At 69.4% G+C, this 15369-nt stretch carries 13 protein-coding genes and 1 pseudogene; 4 read left to right on the top strand and 10 right to left on the bottom strand.

The window, feature by feature from the left end:
- Positions 1-109: 109 nt before the first annotated feature.
- The 8 genes and pseudogenes from ACF8O7_RS09275 to ACF8O7_RS09240 form a co-directional block, all read right to left on the bottom strand.
- Positions 110-868 carry an SDR family NAD(P)-dependent oxidoreductase gene (locus ACF8O7_RS09275; protein ID WP_070080603.1) on the bottom strand — a complete coding sequence of 253 codons (759 nt, stop codon included), beginning with the start codon at positions 866-868 and terminating at the stop codon, positions 110-112.
- A gap of 11 nt (positions 869-879) precedes the next feature.
- Positions 880-1656 (bottom strand): SDR family NAD(P)-dependent oxidoreductase, encoded by a 777-nt coding sequence (locus tag ACF8O7_RS09270; RefSeq protein ID WP_126312401.1) that lies wholly within the window; start codon positions 1654-1656, stop codon positions 880-882.
- A gap of 7 nt (positions 1657-1663) precedes the next feature.
- On the bottom strand, positions 1664-3109 hold the full coding sequence (locus tag ACF8O7_RS09265; protein WP_016449803.1) for an MFS transporter: 1446 nt from the start codon (positions 3107-3109) through the stop codon (positions 1664-1666).
- A gap of 28 nt (positions 3110-3137) precedes the next feature.
- Positions 3138-4013 (bottom strand): polysaccharide deacetylase, encoded by an 876-nt coding sequence (locus ACF8O7_RS09260; RefSeq protein ID WP_016449802.1) that lies wholly within the window; start codon positions 4011-4013, stop codon positions 3138-3140.
- Positions 4014-4029: 16 nt separating this feature from the next.
- Positions 4030-4941, bottom strand: coding sequence for an amidase family protein (locus tag ACF8O7_RS09255; RefSeq protein WP_392443177.1), 912 nt, complete (start codon positions 4939-4941; stop codon positions 4030-4032).
- A 91-nt stretch (positions 4942-5032) separates the two neighbouring features.
- Positions 5033-5473, bottom strand: a pseudogene (locus ACF8O7_RS09250) (amidase family protein); the annotation flags it as partial.
- A gap of 137 nt (positions 5474-5610) precedes the next feature.
- Positions 5611-6384, bottom strand: coding sequence for a siderophore-interacting protein (locus tag ACF8O7_RS09245; RefSeq protein ID WP_126312403.1), 774 nt, complete (start codon positions 6382-6384; stop codon positions 5611-5613).
- Positions 6377-7585: an arabinose transporter gene (locus ACF8O7_RS09240; protein ID WP_275825641.1), complete on the bottom strand. Its 1209-nt coding sequence runs from the start codon at positions 7583-7585 to the stop codon at positions 6377-6379. The genes ACF8O7_RS09245 and ACF8O7_RS09240 overlap by 8 nt, the downstream gene beginning before the upstream one ends.
- 60 nt (positions 7586-7645) lie before the next feature.
- Here ACF8O7_RS09240 and ACF8O7_RS09235 point away from each other — a divergent pair, with 60 nt between their 5' ends.
- The gene (locus tag ACF8O7_RS09235; protein ID WP_013803729.1) at positions 7646-8305 is read left to right on the top strand and encodes a TetR/AcrR family transcriptional regulator; all 660 of its coding nucleotides are present in this window, start codon (positions 7646-7648) and stop codon (positions 8303-8305) included.
- Between the two features lie 215 nt (positions 8306-8520).
- Here the strand turns inward: ACF8O7_RS09235 and ACF8O7_RS09230 are convergent, their stop codons facing one another.
- Positions 8521-10053, bottom strand: a complete 1533-nt coding sequence (locus ACF8O7_RS09230; protein WP_275825643.1) for a glycosyltransferase family 39 protein — start codon at positions 10051-10053, stop codon at positions 8521-8523.
- Between the two features lie 191 nt (positions 10054-10244).
- The gene (locus tag ACF8O7_RS09225; protein WP_016449796.1) at positions 10245-11162 is read right to left on the bottom strand and encodes a LysR substrate-binding domain-containing protein; all 918 of its coding nucleotides are present in this window, start codon (positions 11160-11162) and stop codon (positions 10245-10247) included.
- 227 nt (positions 11163-11389) lie between these two features.
- Here ACF8O7_RS09225 and ACF8O7_RS09220 point away from each other — a divergent pair, with 227 nt between their 5' ends.
- The 3 genes from ACF8O7_RS09220 to ACF8O7_RS09210 all read left to right on the top strand — a co-directional run bounded on the left by ACF8O7_RS09220 (position 11390) and on the right by ACF8O7_RS09210 (position 15315).
- On the top strand, positions 11390-12358 hold the full coding sequence (locus ACF8O7_RS09220; RefSeq protein WP_126312405.1) for a tripartite tricarboxylate transporter substrate binding protein: 969 nt from the start codon (positions 11390-11392) through the stop codon (positions 12356-12358).
- 16 nt (positions 12359-12374) lie between these two features.
- Positions 12375-14045 carry an FAD-dependent monooxygenase gene (locus tag ACF8O7_RS09215; RefSeq protein WP_126312406.1) on the top strand — a complete coding sequence of 557 codons (1671 nt, stop codon included), beginning with the start codon at positions 12375-12377 and terminating at the stop codon, positions 14043-14045.
- Positions 14046-14190: 145 nt separating this feature from the next.
- Positions 14191-15315, top strand: a complete 1125-nt coding sequence (locus ACF8O7_RS09210; RefSeq protein WP_126312407.1) for a porin — start codon at positions 14191-14193, stop codon at positions 15313-15315.
- Positions 15316-15369: the final 54 nt, after the last annotated feature.

Genomic DNA, 15369 nt, shown 5'->3' with positions numbered 1-15369 from the left:
AGGGCCTATGCCGGCCGCGCCGCCCCGCACCGAGGGTGTCGCCGGCTGCCCGTACGCCCCCCTCCGAAGAGAGGGGGAAGGCGCGAAGCGACTCAGGGGGTGCTTCTTTTCACGGCATGACATCGCCGGAATTGGGCCCCAGCGTCTGCCCCACATACAGATTGCCGCCGGGGTCGGAGGCCAGCAGCACGGCCGTGGGCGCCACCTCGTCGGCGCGGCCGAAGCGGCCCAGCGGCAGGCTGGCCTCCTTGGCGCGCTTCCAGTCCGCGCTGATGCCGTCGACCAGCGGCGTGGCGATGGGGCCGGGGGCAATGGCGTTGACCAGGACATTGTCGGGTGCCACTTCCAGCGCCAGCGACTTGGTGAAGCCGATCACGCCGGCCTTGGCCGCCGCATAGTGGCTCAGCTCCACGCCGCCCTTGATGCCCAGCTGCGATGCGATGCTGATGATGCGTCCCCAGCGCTGGGCCTGCATGTGGGGCACTGCGCGCCGCGCGCACAGGAAGACGCTGCGCAGGTCCACGCGCAGCATCTCGTCCCACATCGCGGTGGACATGTCGGCACAGCGCGACTGGGTGAGCATGCCGGCGTTGTTGACCAGGATGTCGATGCCGCCGAAGGCCTGCACGCAGCGGTCGATGATGCGGTGGGCCGTGGACTCGTCGCCCACGTCGCCGATGACGGTCTCGGCCTGCGTGCCCAGCGCGCGGCAGCGCCGGGCCACGTCCTCGGCCCGCGCGGCATCGATGTCGGCCAGCAGCAGCCGCGCGCCGGCCTGCGCATAGGCCAGGGCAATGGCCTCGCCGATGCCGCTGCCGGCGCCTGTCACGACGGCGCGGCGGCCGTCCAGTGGCTTGGAGGTGTTCATGTCGAATGTCCTCAACTGGGCCAGCGCACGGTCAGGCCGCCGTCGGCAATGATGGATTGGCCGGTGACGTAGGAGGCCTCGTCGCTGGTCAGGAAACGGATCAGGGCAGCGATTTCTCGGGCCTGCCCGACACGCCCCAACGGAATGCTTTTTGCCGCCTGCGCCAGGCCCGCCGGGCCCAGCGAGTTGACCGGGTCCAGCGACTGCGGCGTCTCGATCAGGCCCGGAATCACGGCGTTGCAGCGTATGCCGCGCGGTGCCAGTTCCATGGCCACGGCGCGGCACAGCCCGGGCACGCCTGCCTTGGCGGCCGCATAGTGGGCATGCTGCTCCCAGCCGTAGACGCCGCCTGCAATGGAGGAGACGGCCACCATGGCCCCGCCCGCCGCCATGTGGCGCGCGCTGGCCCGGAAGGTGCGCATGACGCCGCCCAGGTCGATGTTGATGACCTCCTGCCACTGCGCATCGCTCATCTCGACCAGGGCCGCCTGGCGCAGCAAACCTGCATTGGCGACGGCGAAGTCCAGCCGGCCGAAGCGGTCCACGGCGACGCGGGCCAGGTGCTCGACCTGCTCGGCATCGCCCACATCGACCGCCTCCATCACGCACCGCCCGCCCGCGCGCTCGACAAGGTCCCGGGTCTGGCCGGGATCGTGCGGGTCCTGCGGGTAGTAGCTGCCGGCCACGGCAACGCCGGCCTGCGCGTAGGCCACGGCCAGCGCCTGGCCGATGCCGCTGGCAGCGCCGGTGATGAGGGCGACCTTGTTCCTGTCGATCTGCGGGTGCATGGCGGCCTCACTTCACGGTCTGGGGATCGACATGGGGTGCCAGGAACATCAGCAGTCCCGAGGCTGCGCAGGGAATGGCTCCCCAGTACAGCGCCGCCTGTGCCCAGTCCGCCCCCTGCGACAGCGTCCAGGTCACGCCGAAGCCTGCCGCGATGGCGCCCACCTGGCCCATGGCGTTGACGAAGGAGCTGGCCGTGGCGCGGATGTGGCTGGGAAAGCTCTCGCCGATCAGGAAGAGGGCCGCTGCATAGGGGCCGATCAGGAAGAACAGCCCCAGCGAGTACAGCGGCACGATGCGCCAGAAGTCGCCCGAAGGCGCGTTCAGCATGAGTGCGAAGGCCAGGCCACCCAGCATCCAGCCTATGGCCACGGCGTTGCGCCGGCCTATGCGGTCACCGAGCCAGCCATGGAATACATAGCCCAGGAAGCCCGCGAGATTGGAGATGATGAGCACCTGCAGCGCGCTGGAGAAATCCACGCCCTTGCCCGGCGTGCCACCGGCGCCGCCCAGCACCGAGGTGCCCAGCACCGCGAAGATCACGATGGCGAACCAGTTCAGGAAAAAGCCCAGGGCCAGCGACAGCGTGGGCCGCAGCGAGGCGCCCCGGAACATGGCCGACAGGCCGGTGTGCTGCGCTTGCTGCGGGTGGGCGCCATGGGCCTGGGCCAGGCGTGCGGCCTCTGCCTCGCGTCCGGCACGGCGCAGATCGGCAACGCGCCGCGCGGTCAGGAACTGGGGCGTTTCCACCAGCCGGCGGCCCAGCACGGCAATCACCAGGGCGGGGAACATGGCGAACACGAAGGACAGCACCCAGCCGCCGCCCTGGCCGAACCAGCGCTCGCCCAGCGGATACAGCAGGGCCACCAGCACGGCCGTGAGCACCGCGCCCACGGGCCAGCCGCCTTGCACCAGCGAGTAGATGAAGCCGCGCCGGCGCAGGGAGGCCGGGTCCGTGTAGACCAGGGAGAACAGCTCGCTCAGGTAGGTGGCGTTGATGCTTTGCTCTGCATAGCCCAGGCCTGCCAGCGAGCGCACCACGATCAGCAGCACGAAGCCCAGTCCCGCCGACAGCCCGATCACCCAGCCGGCCAGCGCCGTCAGGCCCGAGCACAGCGCGGCGCCCGCCACGGCGATGATGATGCCCTTGCGCCGGCCCAGCCGGTCGGCGATGGGGCCGATGCCGAAGGCCACGATCACCGTGCCCAGCGTCACCCAGGTGTTCAGCCGCGCCTGCTGCTCGGCGCTCCACTGGAAGTGCTCGCCCAGTTGCGGCAGCAGGGTGCCGAAGAGGATGAAGTCGTAGACGGCGAACACCCAGGCGAAAAAGCAGACCCAGGTGGCGTAGCTGACCTGCCTGCGCGTCACGGTGGGCGCGGTCCAGGGGGCATCGGTCCCGGCCGGGGCCGGATGGCCGGCGCCTGGGGCGTCGGAGGCAATGGCGGAGGTATTCATGGTGTCCTCGCTGAGGTGGGATGCGGCATCAACGCGGCTGGCGGCGCAGGAAGTCGTCGGCGATCTGGTCGCACGTCATGAAGCGCACGCCGTCGTGCGACTGGAAATGCTCGATCAGGCGCTCCAGCATCAGCAGCACCTGGGGGCGGCCGGAGACATCGGGGTGGATGGTGATGGGGAAGACCGCGTAGTCGTGCTCGCGGTAGACCCAGTCGAACTGGTCGCGCCACATCTGCTCTATGTCGCGCGGGTTGACGAAGCCGTGGCTGTTGGGCGACTTCTTGATGAACATCATGGGCGGCAGGTCGTCCAGGTACCAGTTGGCGGGGATCTCGACCAGCCGTGTCTCCTTTCCGCGCACCAGGGGCTTCATCCAGGTGTCGGGATGCTTGCTGTAGTCGATGCGGGTCCACTGGTCGCCCACGCGCACGTAGTACGGGTGGAAGTCGTTGTGCATCAGGCTGTGGTCGTACTTGATGCCTTTCTTGAGCAGCAGCTCGTTGGTGACGGGGCTGAACTCCCACCAGGGCGCCACATAGCCCGTGGGTGCGCGGCCGGCCAGCCGCGTGATGACCTCGATGCTGCGGTCGAGCACCGCTTCCTCCTGCTCGGGCGTCATGGCAATCGGGTTCTCGTGGCTGTAGCCGTGGATGCCGATCTCATGGCCCGCGTCCACCACGGCCTTCATCTGCTCGGGAAAGGTCTCGGCAGAGTGGCCCGGGATGAACCAGGTGGTCTTGAGGCCGTATTTGTCGAACAGCCTGAGCAGCCGCAGCGAGCCGACTTCGCCCGCGAACATGCCGCGCGAGATGTCGTCGGGCGAGTCCTCCCCGCCATACGAGCCGAGCCAGCCGCCGACGGCATCGACGTCCACGCCAAACGTGATCTGTATGTCCTTGCTCATTGCATGCACTCCTTTTTCACTGGGAACGGTTGAGGGAAGAAAGCGCCTGTTCGACGGCCAGGGCAATGCGCAGCAGCCGGTCGTCATCACCCTGCGGGCGCATCAGCTGCAGGCCGATGGGAAGCCGTTCGGTGCTTGCGCCAGGGCCTTGCAGGCACAGGGCGCCGCAGGGCAGGGCCACGGCCGGCGCATCCAGGAAGCTGCCGGGCATGGTCAGGCGCAGCGTGGCGAGATTGGTCTGGGCAAACAGCGCGTCGTCTTCCAGCAGGGGCTGCAGCAGCGGCGCCGGATGGCCCACCGTGGGCAGCACCAGGGTGGCGCCGCCCAGCTCCTGCGCAAACAGCGCCATCAATGGCTGGCGCCGTGCCAGCAGTTGCAGGTAGCCGCCATGGTCCAGATGCCTTGCGGCCTCCAGCCGGCTGCGTACGCGCGGGTCCATGCGCGCGGCCTGCTCCGGGGCATCCAGGCGCTCGCGGTGCGTGGCCAATGCCTCATGCGCGCCCAGCCAGCCATGGCGCTGCGTCAGCGTCTGCACCGTGTCCAGGCTTTGCAGCCGGCGCCGCTGCACGCGGGCGCCCTGCCGCTGCAGCAGGGCCAGGCCGGCTGCAATCGCGTCGCGCACCTGCGCCTGCACGCGGTCGTCGTCCAGCATGCCGGGGTCGATGACGAACACCTGTCCCTGCAGGCCTATGACAGGGCCTGGGACGGCAGGGCCTGCAGCGGCATCGCCGGCAGGCACGGTGCTGCGCAGCACCTGGTCCAGGGCCATGCAGTCGGCCACGCCCAGGGCCAGCGGCCCCAGCGTGTCCAGGGAAGGTGACAGCGCAAAGACCCCTTGCATGGGATAGCGCCCCCGGCTGGCACGAAAGCCCACCAGCCCGTTGAAGGCTGCGGGAATGCGCACCGAACCTGCCGTGTCCGTTCCCATGGCCAGCGGCCAGCGGCCCGCAGCCCTGCACCACGGCCAGGGCCGCGCCGCTGGAGGAGCCGCCAGGCGCCCGTGCGCGCCCACCCAGGCGGGGATTGGCGGGGGTGCCGAAGCCGGGGTTCAGGCCCAGTCCCGAATAGGCGAACTCGCTGAGGTTGGTCTTGCCCAGGCAGACCATGCCGGCCGCCGCGGCCCGCGCCACCACGGGGGCATCGGCAGGGGCTGGCGGGGCAGAGCGAAGCAGGGCCGATGCCGCCGTGGTGGGCGTGCCACGCACATCGAACAGGTCCTTCCAGCTGATGGGCACGCCGTCCAGCGGCCCGAGCGGGCGGCCCGTACGCCAGCGCTGCGTGGATTGCCTGGCCTCTTCCAGCGCGCGCTCCGCCGTGATGCGCGTGAACACGGACGGGCTTTCACAGGCCGCTTGCAGGCAATGCTCGGTGGCTTGCGTGGGCGTCAGCGTGCCGGCCGCATAGGCTGCATGCAGTTCGCAAGCCGAGGCAGGCGCTGTCCGGAGGCCGCTGTTTTTCATTGAATTTGAATGTTGTTGTCAAAGTTCATTTTTGAATTCTAGTGAGCGCCTCCATCCCGTGTCCGGGTGATTACCCGGGGGATGAGGCGCTCTGTGTTGATCTGTGAAGGAGGCCGTTTTGTGCCGCTTGCGCCGCTCTAGCGGTCCTTGTGGTCCGCCTCGCCGCACTTCCAGTAGCCCTTGGCGCTCAGCTGGCCGGGTGCGATGCCACGGTCCAGGAAATGCCGCTTCAGCGCACGCATGGCGCCGGACTCGCCCGCCATCCACAGATAGCCGTTGCCCGGCGGCAGCGGCCGGTACATCAGCCGCTGGCACAGCCTCTGCCCAGGCTGGCCCGGCGCGGCGGTGATCCACTCGGTGCGCCAGCGGGCAGCGCTGTCCATGGGCTGGCATTCGCCGTCATCGGTGATTTCCACGTAGGCCTTCACCCGCGCGGAGGCTGGCAGGCGCGCCGCGATCGATTGCATGGCCGGCAGTGCCGAGCCATCGCCCGCCAGCATGAGCCAATCGGTGCCGGCCGGCGGGGCGAAGCCGCCGCTGCGCGGGCCGGCAATGGCCACCTGCTCGCCCACGCGGGCCTGGGCTGCCCAGCGGGAGGCGGGGCCGTCGCCGCCAGCGGAGGTGTTGTTCTCATGCTTGGCATTGAACGCATCGCCATGCAGTACCAGGTCAATGTCCAGCGTGCCCGCCTGGCGGTCCACGCTGCGCAGCGTGTACGCCCGGCCCTCGCCCGTGGGCAGGAACAGCTTGACCCAGGCGGCGGGCGTATCCACGGCAGGCGCCCGCGAGAAGGCGGCGATCTGCTCGCCACCCAGCGTGATGCGGCGCATGCGCGGCGTGACGGATTGCGCCTTCACCACGGTGCCCAGCGCGCGCTGCGTGCCGGCAGGCATGTGAATCGGCTCAGCCATGGGTGGCTCCCCGGGCTGCGTTCAAGCGCAGCAGCAAGGCCACGGCGATGGACAGCGCCACGCTCACGGCGGCGGCGAAATACACGTCTCCGACGCCCGTGACACTGGCCAGCAGCCCGGCGGCAGGGGCCGTCAGCCCCATGGACAGGTCGAAGAAGGCCACATAGGCGCCCATGGCCGCGCCGCGTGCCTGGGCAGGCGCCCGGCGGACGGCTTCCACGCCGAAGGCCGGGAAGGCCAGCGAGTAGCCGAAGCCGGTGAACGCGGCGCCGGCATAGGCCCATGGCGCATCGCCCCCGCCCCAGATCAGCAGCAGACCGGCGGCTTCCAGCGGAATGCTGGCCAGTGCCACCCGCACGCCGCCCAGCTTGTCCGGCAGATGGCCGAAGAGCAGGCGCGCGCCGATGAAGGCCAGGCCGAAGGCCGTGAAGGCCAGCGAGGCCGCTCCCCAGCCCCGCGATGCGAACAGCAGCGCTGCAAAGGTCGTGATCACGCCAAAGCCCGCGCTGGACAGGGCCAGCCCCAGGCCGGGCAGCCACACCGTGCCCAGCACCTTGTAGAACGGCGTGCGGCGCTGGGCCGCAGCCGGCGTGGCGCGCAGGCCCCAGACCATGGCCAGGGCGGCCAGCGGCAGCACGATGGTGGCCACGGCAATGCCCGAGAAGCCCCAGGCAGCCTGCACTGCCACGCCGGCCGGCGCGCCCGCCGCATAGGCGCCGTACATGGCAATGCCCACCCAGGCCATCACCTTGCCGGCATGTTGCGGGCCGATCATTCCCATGCCCCAGCTCAAGGCCCCGGTGATGATCAGGCTCTCGGCGCAGCCCAGCAGCACGCGGCCGGCGGCCAGCACCCAGACTGCGGCCTGTCCGCCCTCGAAGGCGCGTGACATCAGGTAGGCCAGGCCCGAAACGGCCGCCAGCGCCATGCCCAGCACCACGGCCTGCCTGGCGCCGCGCGTGTCGGCCAGCGACCCGGCCCAGGCCCGCGACAACAGGGCGGCCGCGAACTGGCAGCCCATCACCGTGCCCACCCCCAGCGTGCCCAGTCCCAGGGTCTGGCTCAGGTGCAGGGGCAGCACGGGCATGGGCATGCCCAGGCAGAGAAAGCTGACGAAGACCGCCAGCGTCAGCGGCAGCAGCCGCGCGAATGCATTCACCGGCGGCGACGCGGCCGCAGATGGCGAAATTCCGGAAGACATGTGCATTCCCTTTCAAATACGAGTAAAAACTCAGATCACATGTCCAGGAGAATATGAGCCATGGCTCGCATTGAAAACTCGCATTCGCAGGCGGCGCAGCGCCAGCCGCCCCAGCCCCGCAAGCAGCCACGGCAGGCGCGTTCCCTTGCCACGGTCGAGGCCATTCTGGAAGCTGCGGCTCGCGTTTTGGCCGAGCGCGGCTATGCCGCCACCAACACCAATCTGGTGGCCGAGCGCGCGGGCGTGAGCGTGGGTTCGCTCTACCAGTACTTTCCCAACAAGGACTCGCTGATCACGGCCTTGCACGAGCGCCACGCCGCGCAGATGTACGCGGCCATTGCCGCCGTGCTTGCGGCAGAGCGGCCGCAGGGCCTGCAAGGCCATGTGCAGGCCATGGTCCGCGCGCTGCTGGCGGCGCACCGAGTCGAGCCCGATCTGCACCGGGTGCTGGAAAAGGAATTCCCCTTCTTCGACGCGCCGCGCGAGCAAAGCGCGGCGGACGGCGGCATCTTCCGCCAGGTGCGCCAGCTCCTGGAGCTGCACCGCAGTCAGCTCGCCCACCGCGACCTGGACCTGGCCACCTGGATGCTGCTGCAGACCATGGAGTCCCTGGTGCATGCCGCCGTCATCGATCCACCGGCCATGTTCACCCCCCAGGCCCTGGAGGATGGCATCGTGCAGGTGCTGATGGGGTATCTGCGAGCGCCTGCCCTGGGTTGAGGATGTAAGGAGCGATTTGGCCGCCAGGTCCTCAGGGCGCGAAGACCTCCGGATCGAATGGGCCAAGCAGTCGGGCCACTTCGCCGGCGTCATAGGGCTGGCCCAGCATGTCCATGAGTTCTTCGCAAGGGGATTTCATGGGCACGGAGGAGGTTCTCAGCACTGGGTGCAATCACGCAATGCCGACGGGCGCGGCCGGCAAGCAGCGTATTCGTTCAGCTTTCGACACAGCCGCCCGCATCCTCCTGCGGCGGGGTGACACGCCAGTAAAGGGAGGGAAAGCCTTCGCCCACCGGATGGTGGCCGGGCGGCTGCGATGCCGCCAGCTGCAGGTGCAGCACGCCGCAGGCATCCACCATGTGCTGGGAAATCCAGGGACTGATGTCCATGCGGCCATCGATCAGCACCAGCGGCTTTTCGCGCAGCTTCAGGGCCAGGGCCTTGGCCTCGGCCGTGGGGCCTGAGATCACGCGGATGTCGCCTCCCAGTGCCTCGCGCGCGGGTTCGGCAAGCGCCTGGCTCAAGGCCTTTGAATCGAAGTTTCTCCAGTGCCGGCTGTTAAGCCGCAGTTCACTGCGCGCCGAGGTCATCTGGGCCACGAGCAGCAAGGCCAGTTGAAGCGCCACGAAGCACTTGATGGCGGTGGTGATCGATATGCGCGACGGCTGCAGCCTGGCACCGGCCAGCTCCATGGCGACGGGAACGGCCAGCAGCAGAAAGGGCGTGCCCCAGTGCAGTTGCAGCGACGAGCCCGCAAAGATGCCGATGGCGCAGGTCAGCACGATGGGCGTGAGGCCAAAGCACAGGATCAGCGCGCGCGATGCATCGGCTGTACCGGGACGCTGCGGTGTGTCCTGCGGCGCAAGGCGGCTGCGGCGGTGCAATGCCATCACCAGTCCCAGCAGCACCCAGGCCAGCAATGCGCGGTTGAGCAGCTGGTCGGCCAGCCAGTGCAAGGTATTGAGCAGTCTTGCGCCGCCGCCCAGGCTGGCGCCCAGCGAGGATTCGGTGGCATAGCGGATGGGGCCGAAGTCGTTCAGGAACAGCCAGTACAGGTGCGGCGAGATGATGGCCAGCGAAATGGCAGCGGCCAGTGCCAGGCCGATGACATGGACCCGCTCGCGCCAGGCGCCTGACGCCAGCCAGAACAGGAATACCGCCACGGCGGCCAGGATCATCTGGTACTTGGCCAGTGCGCCCAGGCCCAGGCAGCAGCCCAGGGCCGCCCACCAGTGCAGTTGCCTGCTGCCCACCGCACGCCACACCAGCAGGGCACTGGCCACGAAGAAGGGCATCAGCACCACTTCATGGTTGAAGAAGTGCAGCCGCTCGTTGTAGTAGGTGATGCACAGGGCCGCCAGCAGGGCCAGCGTGGCATGGCGGCTGCCGCGCAAGGTCTGCATCAGCTTCCAGAAGACAAACAGGCCGGCCAGCGTGAAAAGCGCGCCCGTCACATAGCTGGTGCGGGCAGACAGTCCGAACACATTGACCGGCACCGAGAACATCCAGGTCGGCAGCGGTGGATGCTTGTAGTAGCCCCATTCCAGGCTGTGCACCCAGGTCAGCTGCTCGAGGTTGTCCTTGGGTGCCGTGAGGCTGGAGCTGTCGATCTGCAGCAGCCAGACCACCGTAAAGAGAAGGAGGCCGATGAGGACCTTGATGTCCAGGGAAAGCGACGGTGCGGGCATGGCCAGCGGAGCGCTTCGCGTGATCGTGCTCGCTGCTTGTGAGGGGACGGGATGGGTCATAGGAAATGCCAGCAGCGATGACAAGTGCGCTGGCACAGGGGAAATTCCCAGGAAGGCGGTCGAACGGGAGCTTCAGCGTTGGCTACGGACTCTTGGCTTACGCGAGGCGCTATGAGTCCGGCAGAATATGTCTGCCTGGTCAATGCAATGTAAAGATTGTGTGAAGATATTGTGGAGACGCCGGCCGCGGCTCAGGCGCCGGCCGGCTCGCCGAAGTCGTGGACTGCCGCGCGCAGCAGCAGCATCGACAGGCGTTCCGCGGCGGGCGTCAGAGGCAGCGCAGCACGCGTGACCTGCACGATGTCGGGTGCCATCAGGCTCTCGCGCACGGCAATGGGCTCCAGTACACCGTTGAAGAGGGGCGTATCGGCCCACTGGCGCGGCAAGAAGGCGAGGGCGTCGCTGCTGGCCAGCAGCGCCAGCAGGGCCATCAACGATTCGGCGACCGTCACCACGCGCGGGCTGCGCAGGCCGAGCGCGGAGAACTGCTCCTCGAATTCTTCCTCGCGGCGCTCGCGCAGGCCGGTGACGATCCAGTCCGCCTCCAGCAACGCCTGCAGGCTGCCCGCGGTGCGCAGCGGATGGCCGCGGCGGGCCAGCACGACACGCTCGTTGCGGTGAACCAGGGCCACCTGGTAGCTGGCGCTCAATTGCCTCTCGGGCCGGGGGCCCAGATAGAAGTCCAGCCGACCGTCGCGCAGCGCCGGCTCGACGGCCGGGAACAGGCCTTCGACGAAACGCAGGTGCACATCCGGCCAGTCGCGCCGGAACTGGGCATAGGCGCGGGCCAGCAGCGACAGCACGGGGGCGCTGGACAGAGCGACGGCGACATGGCCCTGCATTTCGCCGCGCGCCTGGGCGGCCTCCTCGCTGCCGCGACGCAGTTCCTCGAGCGCGGCCTGCGCGCGCAGCAGGAATCGCTCTCCCGCCACGGTCAGCGATACCCCGCGCGCATGGCGCTGGAACAGCGCCACGCCGAGCTCGGCTTCCAGCTCGCGCACGCTGCGCGTCAGTGCCGGCTGGGTCAGGCCCAGGCTGCGGGCGGCGCTGCGCAGGCTGCGTGCCCGGGCAACGGCGACGAAATTGCGAAGGTGATGAAGTTTGGGCATCGGTCGGAGCGTGTTTATGCCCGTTTCCGAGCGCGCCAAGGCCAGGGGATTTCCCGCAGGGGCCGTGCACGCGGGCTCCGCCGCGCCTGAGCCGCTGCGGAACGCTCCAGTGATAACAGCCATGCATCGCTGAGGCGTTTCTGCCCTCTGCCGCAGCCGGCCTGCCAGACCTAGCATGCCCTCCATAACGTCGGCACAGCCCGGCGACCCCATAGGAGACAAGCAGCATGAGCACGAGGAAATGGGCCGGCGCCTGTGCGCTGGCAACCCTGGCGGCGGGCTCCGTCGCCGCGCAGACGGCCGCCGGCGGAACGGTGCGCATCACCAGCGCCTTTCCCGCGGGCAGCGGCCCCGACGTGGTGGCCCGGCTGGTCGCCGACAAGCTCTCGGCGCAATGGAGGCAGCCGGTCGTCGTCGACCCCCGGCCGGGTGGGGCCGGCGTGGTGGCCATCAATGCGATGAAGAACGCGCCGCCCACGGGCAACGATCTGGTGGTGGTGGACGTAGGCCACTTGTCCATCAATCCGCTGGTCTTGCGCAAGCTGGCCTATGACCCGCAAAGCGAACTGACGCCGGTGGCGCTGCTCTACAAGACCGCCTTCTTCGTCGTGGTCGGCGCGCAAAGCCCCTTCCACAGCCTGGCCGAACTGATGGCGGCGGCGCGGCGCAGGCCCGGCATGACCTATGGCTCCAATGCGGTGGGCGGGCCGCTGCATCTGGGCGCGGCCCGGGCCGCGACCGCCATGGGTGCCGAAATGATGCATGTCCCCTACAAGGAGACTTCGCAGCTGTACGCCGCCGTGTCGACGGGCGAGGTGGACTGGGCTTACGGCAGCATTGCGACGTCCGGCCCCCTGCAGCAGGCCGGCAAGCTGCGCTTTCTTGCCGTGGCGGACAGCCAGCGTTCCCCGGCGCTGCCCGATGTGCCGACCGTGCAGGAGGCCGGTGGCCCGGCCGGCATCGATGCGCTGACCTGGGTTGCGCTCATGGCGCCCAAGGGCACGGCGCCGGCCGTCGCCGAGCGCGTCAACGAGGCGGTGAACCGGGCCCTGTCCGCGCCTGACGTCAGGGATCGCCTGGCCGGTTTCGGCTTCTTCACCAGCATCGGCCCCGCAAGGCAGGTTGCTGACCTCATGCAGGCCGACCGCGAGCGCTATGCCCAAGTGCTGCGCCGCGTCAAGGTGACCGTCGATTGAGCCCCGGGGAGACGCCATGAAGACCGAAGTTGCGATCATCGGAGGAGGGCCCGCAGGGCTGATGCTGGCCATCGAGCTGGGCTGCAGGGACATACCGTGCGTGCTGATCGAGGAGCGCAGCGGGCCGCCGACGCTGCCCAAGGCCAATGCCACCTCGTCCCGGACCATGGAGCATTACCGCCGCCGGGGCTTTGCCGACCAGGTACGCAGGCTGGGCCTGCCGCCCTCGCACCCCCAGGACATCGTCTATTGCACGCGGCTCACGGGGCCCGAGCTGGCGCGCTTTCGCATTCCCTCGGCCGAGGAGGCCGCCTCGGGCACGGCCTATGGCGACTACGGGGAACAGGCCTGGCCCACGCCCGAGCTGCCGCATCGGGCGCAGCAGATGTTCATCGAGCCCGTGCTCAGGGCGCAGGCCGAACGCCATGCCAGCGCCGTGCTGCGTTTTGGCCTGAGGGCCGAGGCGGTGCGGGACACCGGTTGCGCAGTCCAGATCGAATGCCGCGAGCCGGACACGGGCCGTACCGAGTTGCTGCAGGCCGCCTATGTGGTCGGCTGCGACGGGCCGCGCAGCCTGGTCCGCCAGGCCATGGGCGTCGTCTACGCAGGCCATGGCAGCGAGCGGCGGGACTTCCTGGGCGGCCCGATGATGTCCATCTACTTCCGCGCTCCCGGTCTGTACGGGCTGATCGGCAAGCCCAGGGCCTGGCAGTACTGGGCCGTCGGTCCCGGGCAGCGCGGCCTGCTGTGCGCCATCGACGGCGTGGACCGGTTCGTGCTGATCGTGCAGTTGCCCCAAGGCACCCAGCCTGCCGATTTCCATCCGCAGCAGGCGCTGCAGGCCGTCGTCGGCCGGCCTTTTGCGCACGAGCTGATCGCGCTGACCCCCTGGAACGCGGGCTATGCCCTGGTGGCCGAGCGCCTGCGGCACGGCAGGATGTTCATCGCCGGCGATGCGGCGCACCTGTTCACGCCCACGGGCGGCATGGGCTACAACACCAGCGTGGACGACGTCGTGAACCTGGGCTGGAAGCTGGCGGCGGCCATCCAGGGGGCGGCCGGCCCGGCGCTGCTGGACAGCTATGAGGCCGAGCGGCGGCCGATCGCCCAGCGCAACACCCGTTTCGCACGCAGCATGGCCGACAGCATCGGATGCCTGCCGGTCACGGCTGCAGTGGAGCAGGAGGGGCCCGCGGGCGACAGCGCCCGCCATGCGCTCGGGCAGGCACTTTCGGAGCATGTGGCACGCGAGTTCAACATCCCGGGGCTGCAACTGGGCCTGCGCTATGCCGACAGCCCCGTCGTCGCCCGGGAGTTGGCCGAGCCCCCGCCGGACGAGCCCAACCGCTACCTGCCTGGAGGTTATCCCGGCACGCGCGCTCCGCATGTGGCAACGGGGCCGGACCGGTCCCTGCTCGATGACTTCGGACGCGATTTCACACTGCTCGCATTCGGCCCGGACGGCCCGGACGGGCTGGAGCCCTGGAGGCAGGCTGCTGCGCAATACGGCATCGGGCTGGATGTGGTGAGGAGCGAAGACGGGCAGACGCGTGCGCTGTATGGCGCCGACCGCGTCCTGATCCGCCCGGACCACCACATCGCCTGGCGCGGCGACGGTGCGGCCCCGCCGACCGAGGTCCTGGCGCTGGCGCTGGGCCATCGCACCCCGCCGGTGGGGCCCGGCTAGCCCCGGCCCATCCGGCCGCCTGCCCCCCGGGCCGTCCGGCCTTTCGCGTTCCTGACCCTGGCCAGTCCGGCCGGGGGACGCCGGCCTGCGCCTGAGTCTGCGCTTTCGCCGTCCTGGCCGACATCCATCACTTTCAGGAGACAACATGCCACATCCCTCCTTTCCTGTTCGCGCCGCGCTATCCGCGCTATGCCTGGCCGGTGCCGCTGCCGTGCCCTCGGCACCCGCCCTGGCCCAGGGCGTCAAGCTCTATGGCCTGCTCGATGCATCCGTCGAGCACCTGACCGATGTGGGCCAGGGAGGCGCTTCGCTGAACCGCATGCCGGGCCTCACCGGCAGCGTGCCGTCGCGCATCGGCCTGCGCGGCTCGGAGGACCTGGGCGGCGGCCTGCGTGCCCTGTTCACGATGGAGCAGGGCCTGGCGCTCGACGCGGGCGTGCTGAACCAGGGCGGGCGCGCCTGGGGGCGCCAGGCCTTCGTCGGCCTGTCCGGCGACTGGGGCAGCCTCACACTGGGGCGCCAGTACACCATGCTGTACTGGTCCCAGCTCGATGCGGACATCCTCGGCCCGAATGCCTACGGCGCGGCATCGCTGGACAGCTACCTGCCCAATGCGCGCGCGGACAACGCGCTTGCGTGGCGCGCCGGCCTTGGCGGCTTCACCGTCGGCGCAACCTACAGCCTGGGGCGTGATGCCGTCAATGCGGGCCCCGGTCCCGCGGGAACCAACTGCCCCGGCGAGCAGCCGGGCGACTCCAGCGCCTGCCGGCAATGGTCGGCAATGCTCAAGTACGAGGCCAAGGCCTGGGGCATCGCGCTGGCCGTCGATGAAATCCGTGGAGGCCCCGGCGCCTTCGCAGGCCTGACCAGCAGCGCGCGCAAGGACCGTCGCTCCACCGCCGCGGGATGGGTGCGCTGGGGGGCATGGAAGCTCGGCGCCGGGGTCATTGCCCGCCACAACGACGGCCGTCCCGATGCGCCACGCAGCGATCTCTGGTACCTGGGCGCCAGTTTCGCCGCCACACCGGCCCTGACCCTCGACGCGCAGGCCTTGGATCTGCGTTTCAGGCGAAGCGACGACGGGGCCCGGCTCTTTGCCCTGCGGGCCCGGTATTCGCTGTCCAAGCGCACCACGCTGTATGCGACCGCAGGGCATCTGTCCAACGAGGGAGCACTTGCGCTGTCGGTCAGCAATGCGGCGCCAGGCGCCGCGCCCGCCCCCGGGCGTTCGCAGAACGGCTTCGCTGCCGGCGTGCGGCATAGCTTCTGAGGCTCCACCCGCATGCAGGGTCCGCGTCCCGATCCATTTCCTTCCCACTTTCCA

Origin of the sequence: Delftia sp. WSY_16, from assembly GCF_043104415.1 — a bacterium.
GTDB classification, from domain to species: domain Bacteria; phylum Pseudomonadota; class Gammaproteobacteria; order Burkholderiales; family Burkholderiaceae_C; genus Comamonas; species Comamonas tsuruhatensis.
This window is presented reverse-complemented; position numbering and strand designations above follow the sequence as displayed.

What these genes read in the sequence shown, in the direction of transcription:
- ACF8O7_RS09275 (WP_070080603.1), bottom strand. Translation starts at nt 868, where the DNA reads ATGAACACCTCCAAGCCACTGGACGGCCGCCGCGCCGTCGTGACAGGC.
- ACF8O7_RS09270 (WP_126312401.1), bottom strand. Translation starts at nt 1,656, where the DNA reads ATGCACCCGCAGATCGACAGGAACAAGGTCGCCCTCATCACCGGCGCT.
- ACF8O7_RS09265 (WP_016449803.1), bottom strand. Translation starts at nt 3,109, where the DNA reads ATGAATACCTCCGCCATTGCCTCCGACGCCCCAGGCGCCGGCCATCCG.
- ACF8O7_RS09260 (WP_016449802.1), bottom strand. Translation starts at nt 4,013, where the DNA reads ATGAGCAAGGACATACAGATCACGTTTGGCGTGGACGTCGATGCCGTC.
- ACF8O7_RS09255 (WP_392443177.1), bottom strand. Translation starts at nt 4,941, where the DNA reads ATGGGAACGGACACGGCAGGTTCGGTGCGCATTCCCGCAGCCTTCAAC.
- ACF8O7_RS09245 (WP_126312403.1), bottom strand. Translation starts at nt 6,384, where the DNA reads ATGGCTGAGCCGATTCACATGCCTGCCGGCACGCAGCGCGCGCTGGGC.
- ACF8O7_RS09240 (WP_275825641.1), bottom strand. Translation starts at nt 7,585, where the DNA reads ATGTCTTCCGGAATTTCGCCATCTGCGGCCGCGTCGCCGCCGGTGAAT.
- ACF8O7_RS09235 (WP_013803729.1), top strand. Translation starts at nt 7,646, where the DNA reads ATGGCTCGCATTGAAAACTCGCATTCGCAGGCGGCGCAGCGCCAGCCG.
- ACF8O7_RS09230 (WP_275825643.1), bottom strand. Translation starts at nt 10,053, where the DNA reads ATGACCCATCCCGTCCCCTCACAAGCAGCGAGCACGATCACGCGAAGC.
- ACF8O7_RS09225 (WP_016449796.1), bottom strand. Translation starts at nt 11,162, where the DNA reads ATGCCCAAACTTCATCACCTTCGCAATTTCGTCGCCGTTGCCCGGGCA.
- ACF8O7_RS09220 (WP_126312405.1), top strand. Translation starts at nt 11,390, where the DNA reads ATGAGCACGAGGAAATGGGCCGGCGCCTGTGCGCTGGCAACCCTGGCG.
- ACF8O7_RS09215 (WP_126312406.1), top strand. Translation starts at nt 12,375, where the DNA reads ATGAAGACCGAAGTTGCGATCATCGGAGGAGGGCCCGCAGGGCTGATG.
- ACF8O7_RS09210 (WP_126312407.1), top strand. Translation starts at nt 14,191, where the DNA reads ATGCCACATCCCTCCTTTCCTGTTCGCGCCGCGCTATCCGCGCTATGC.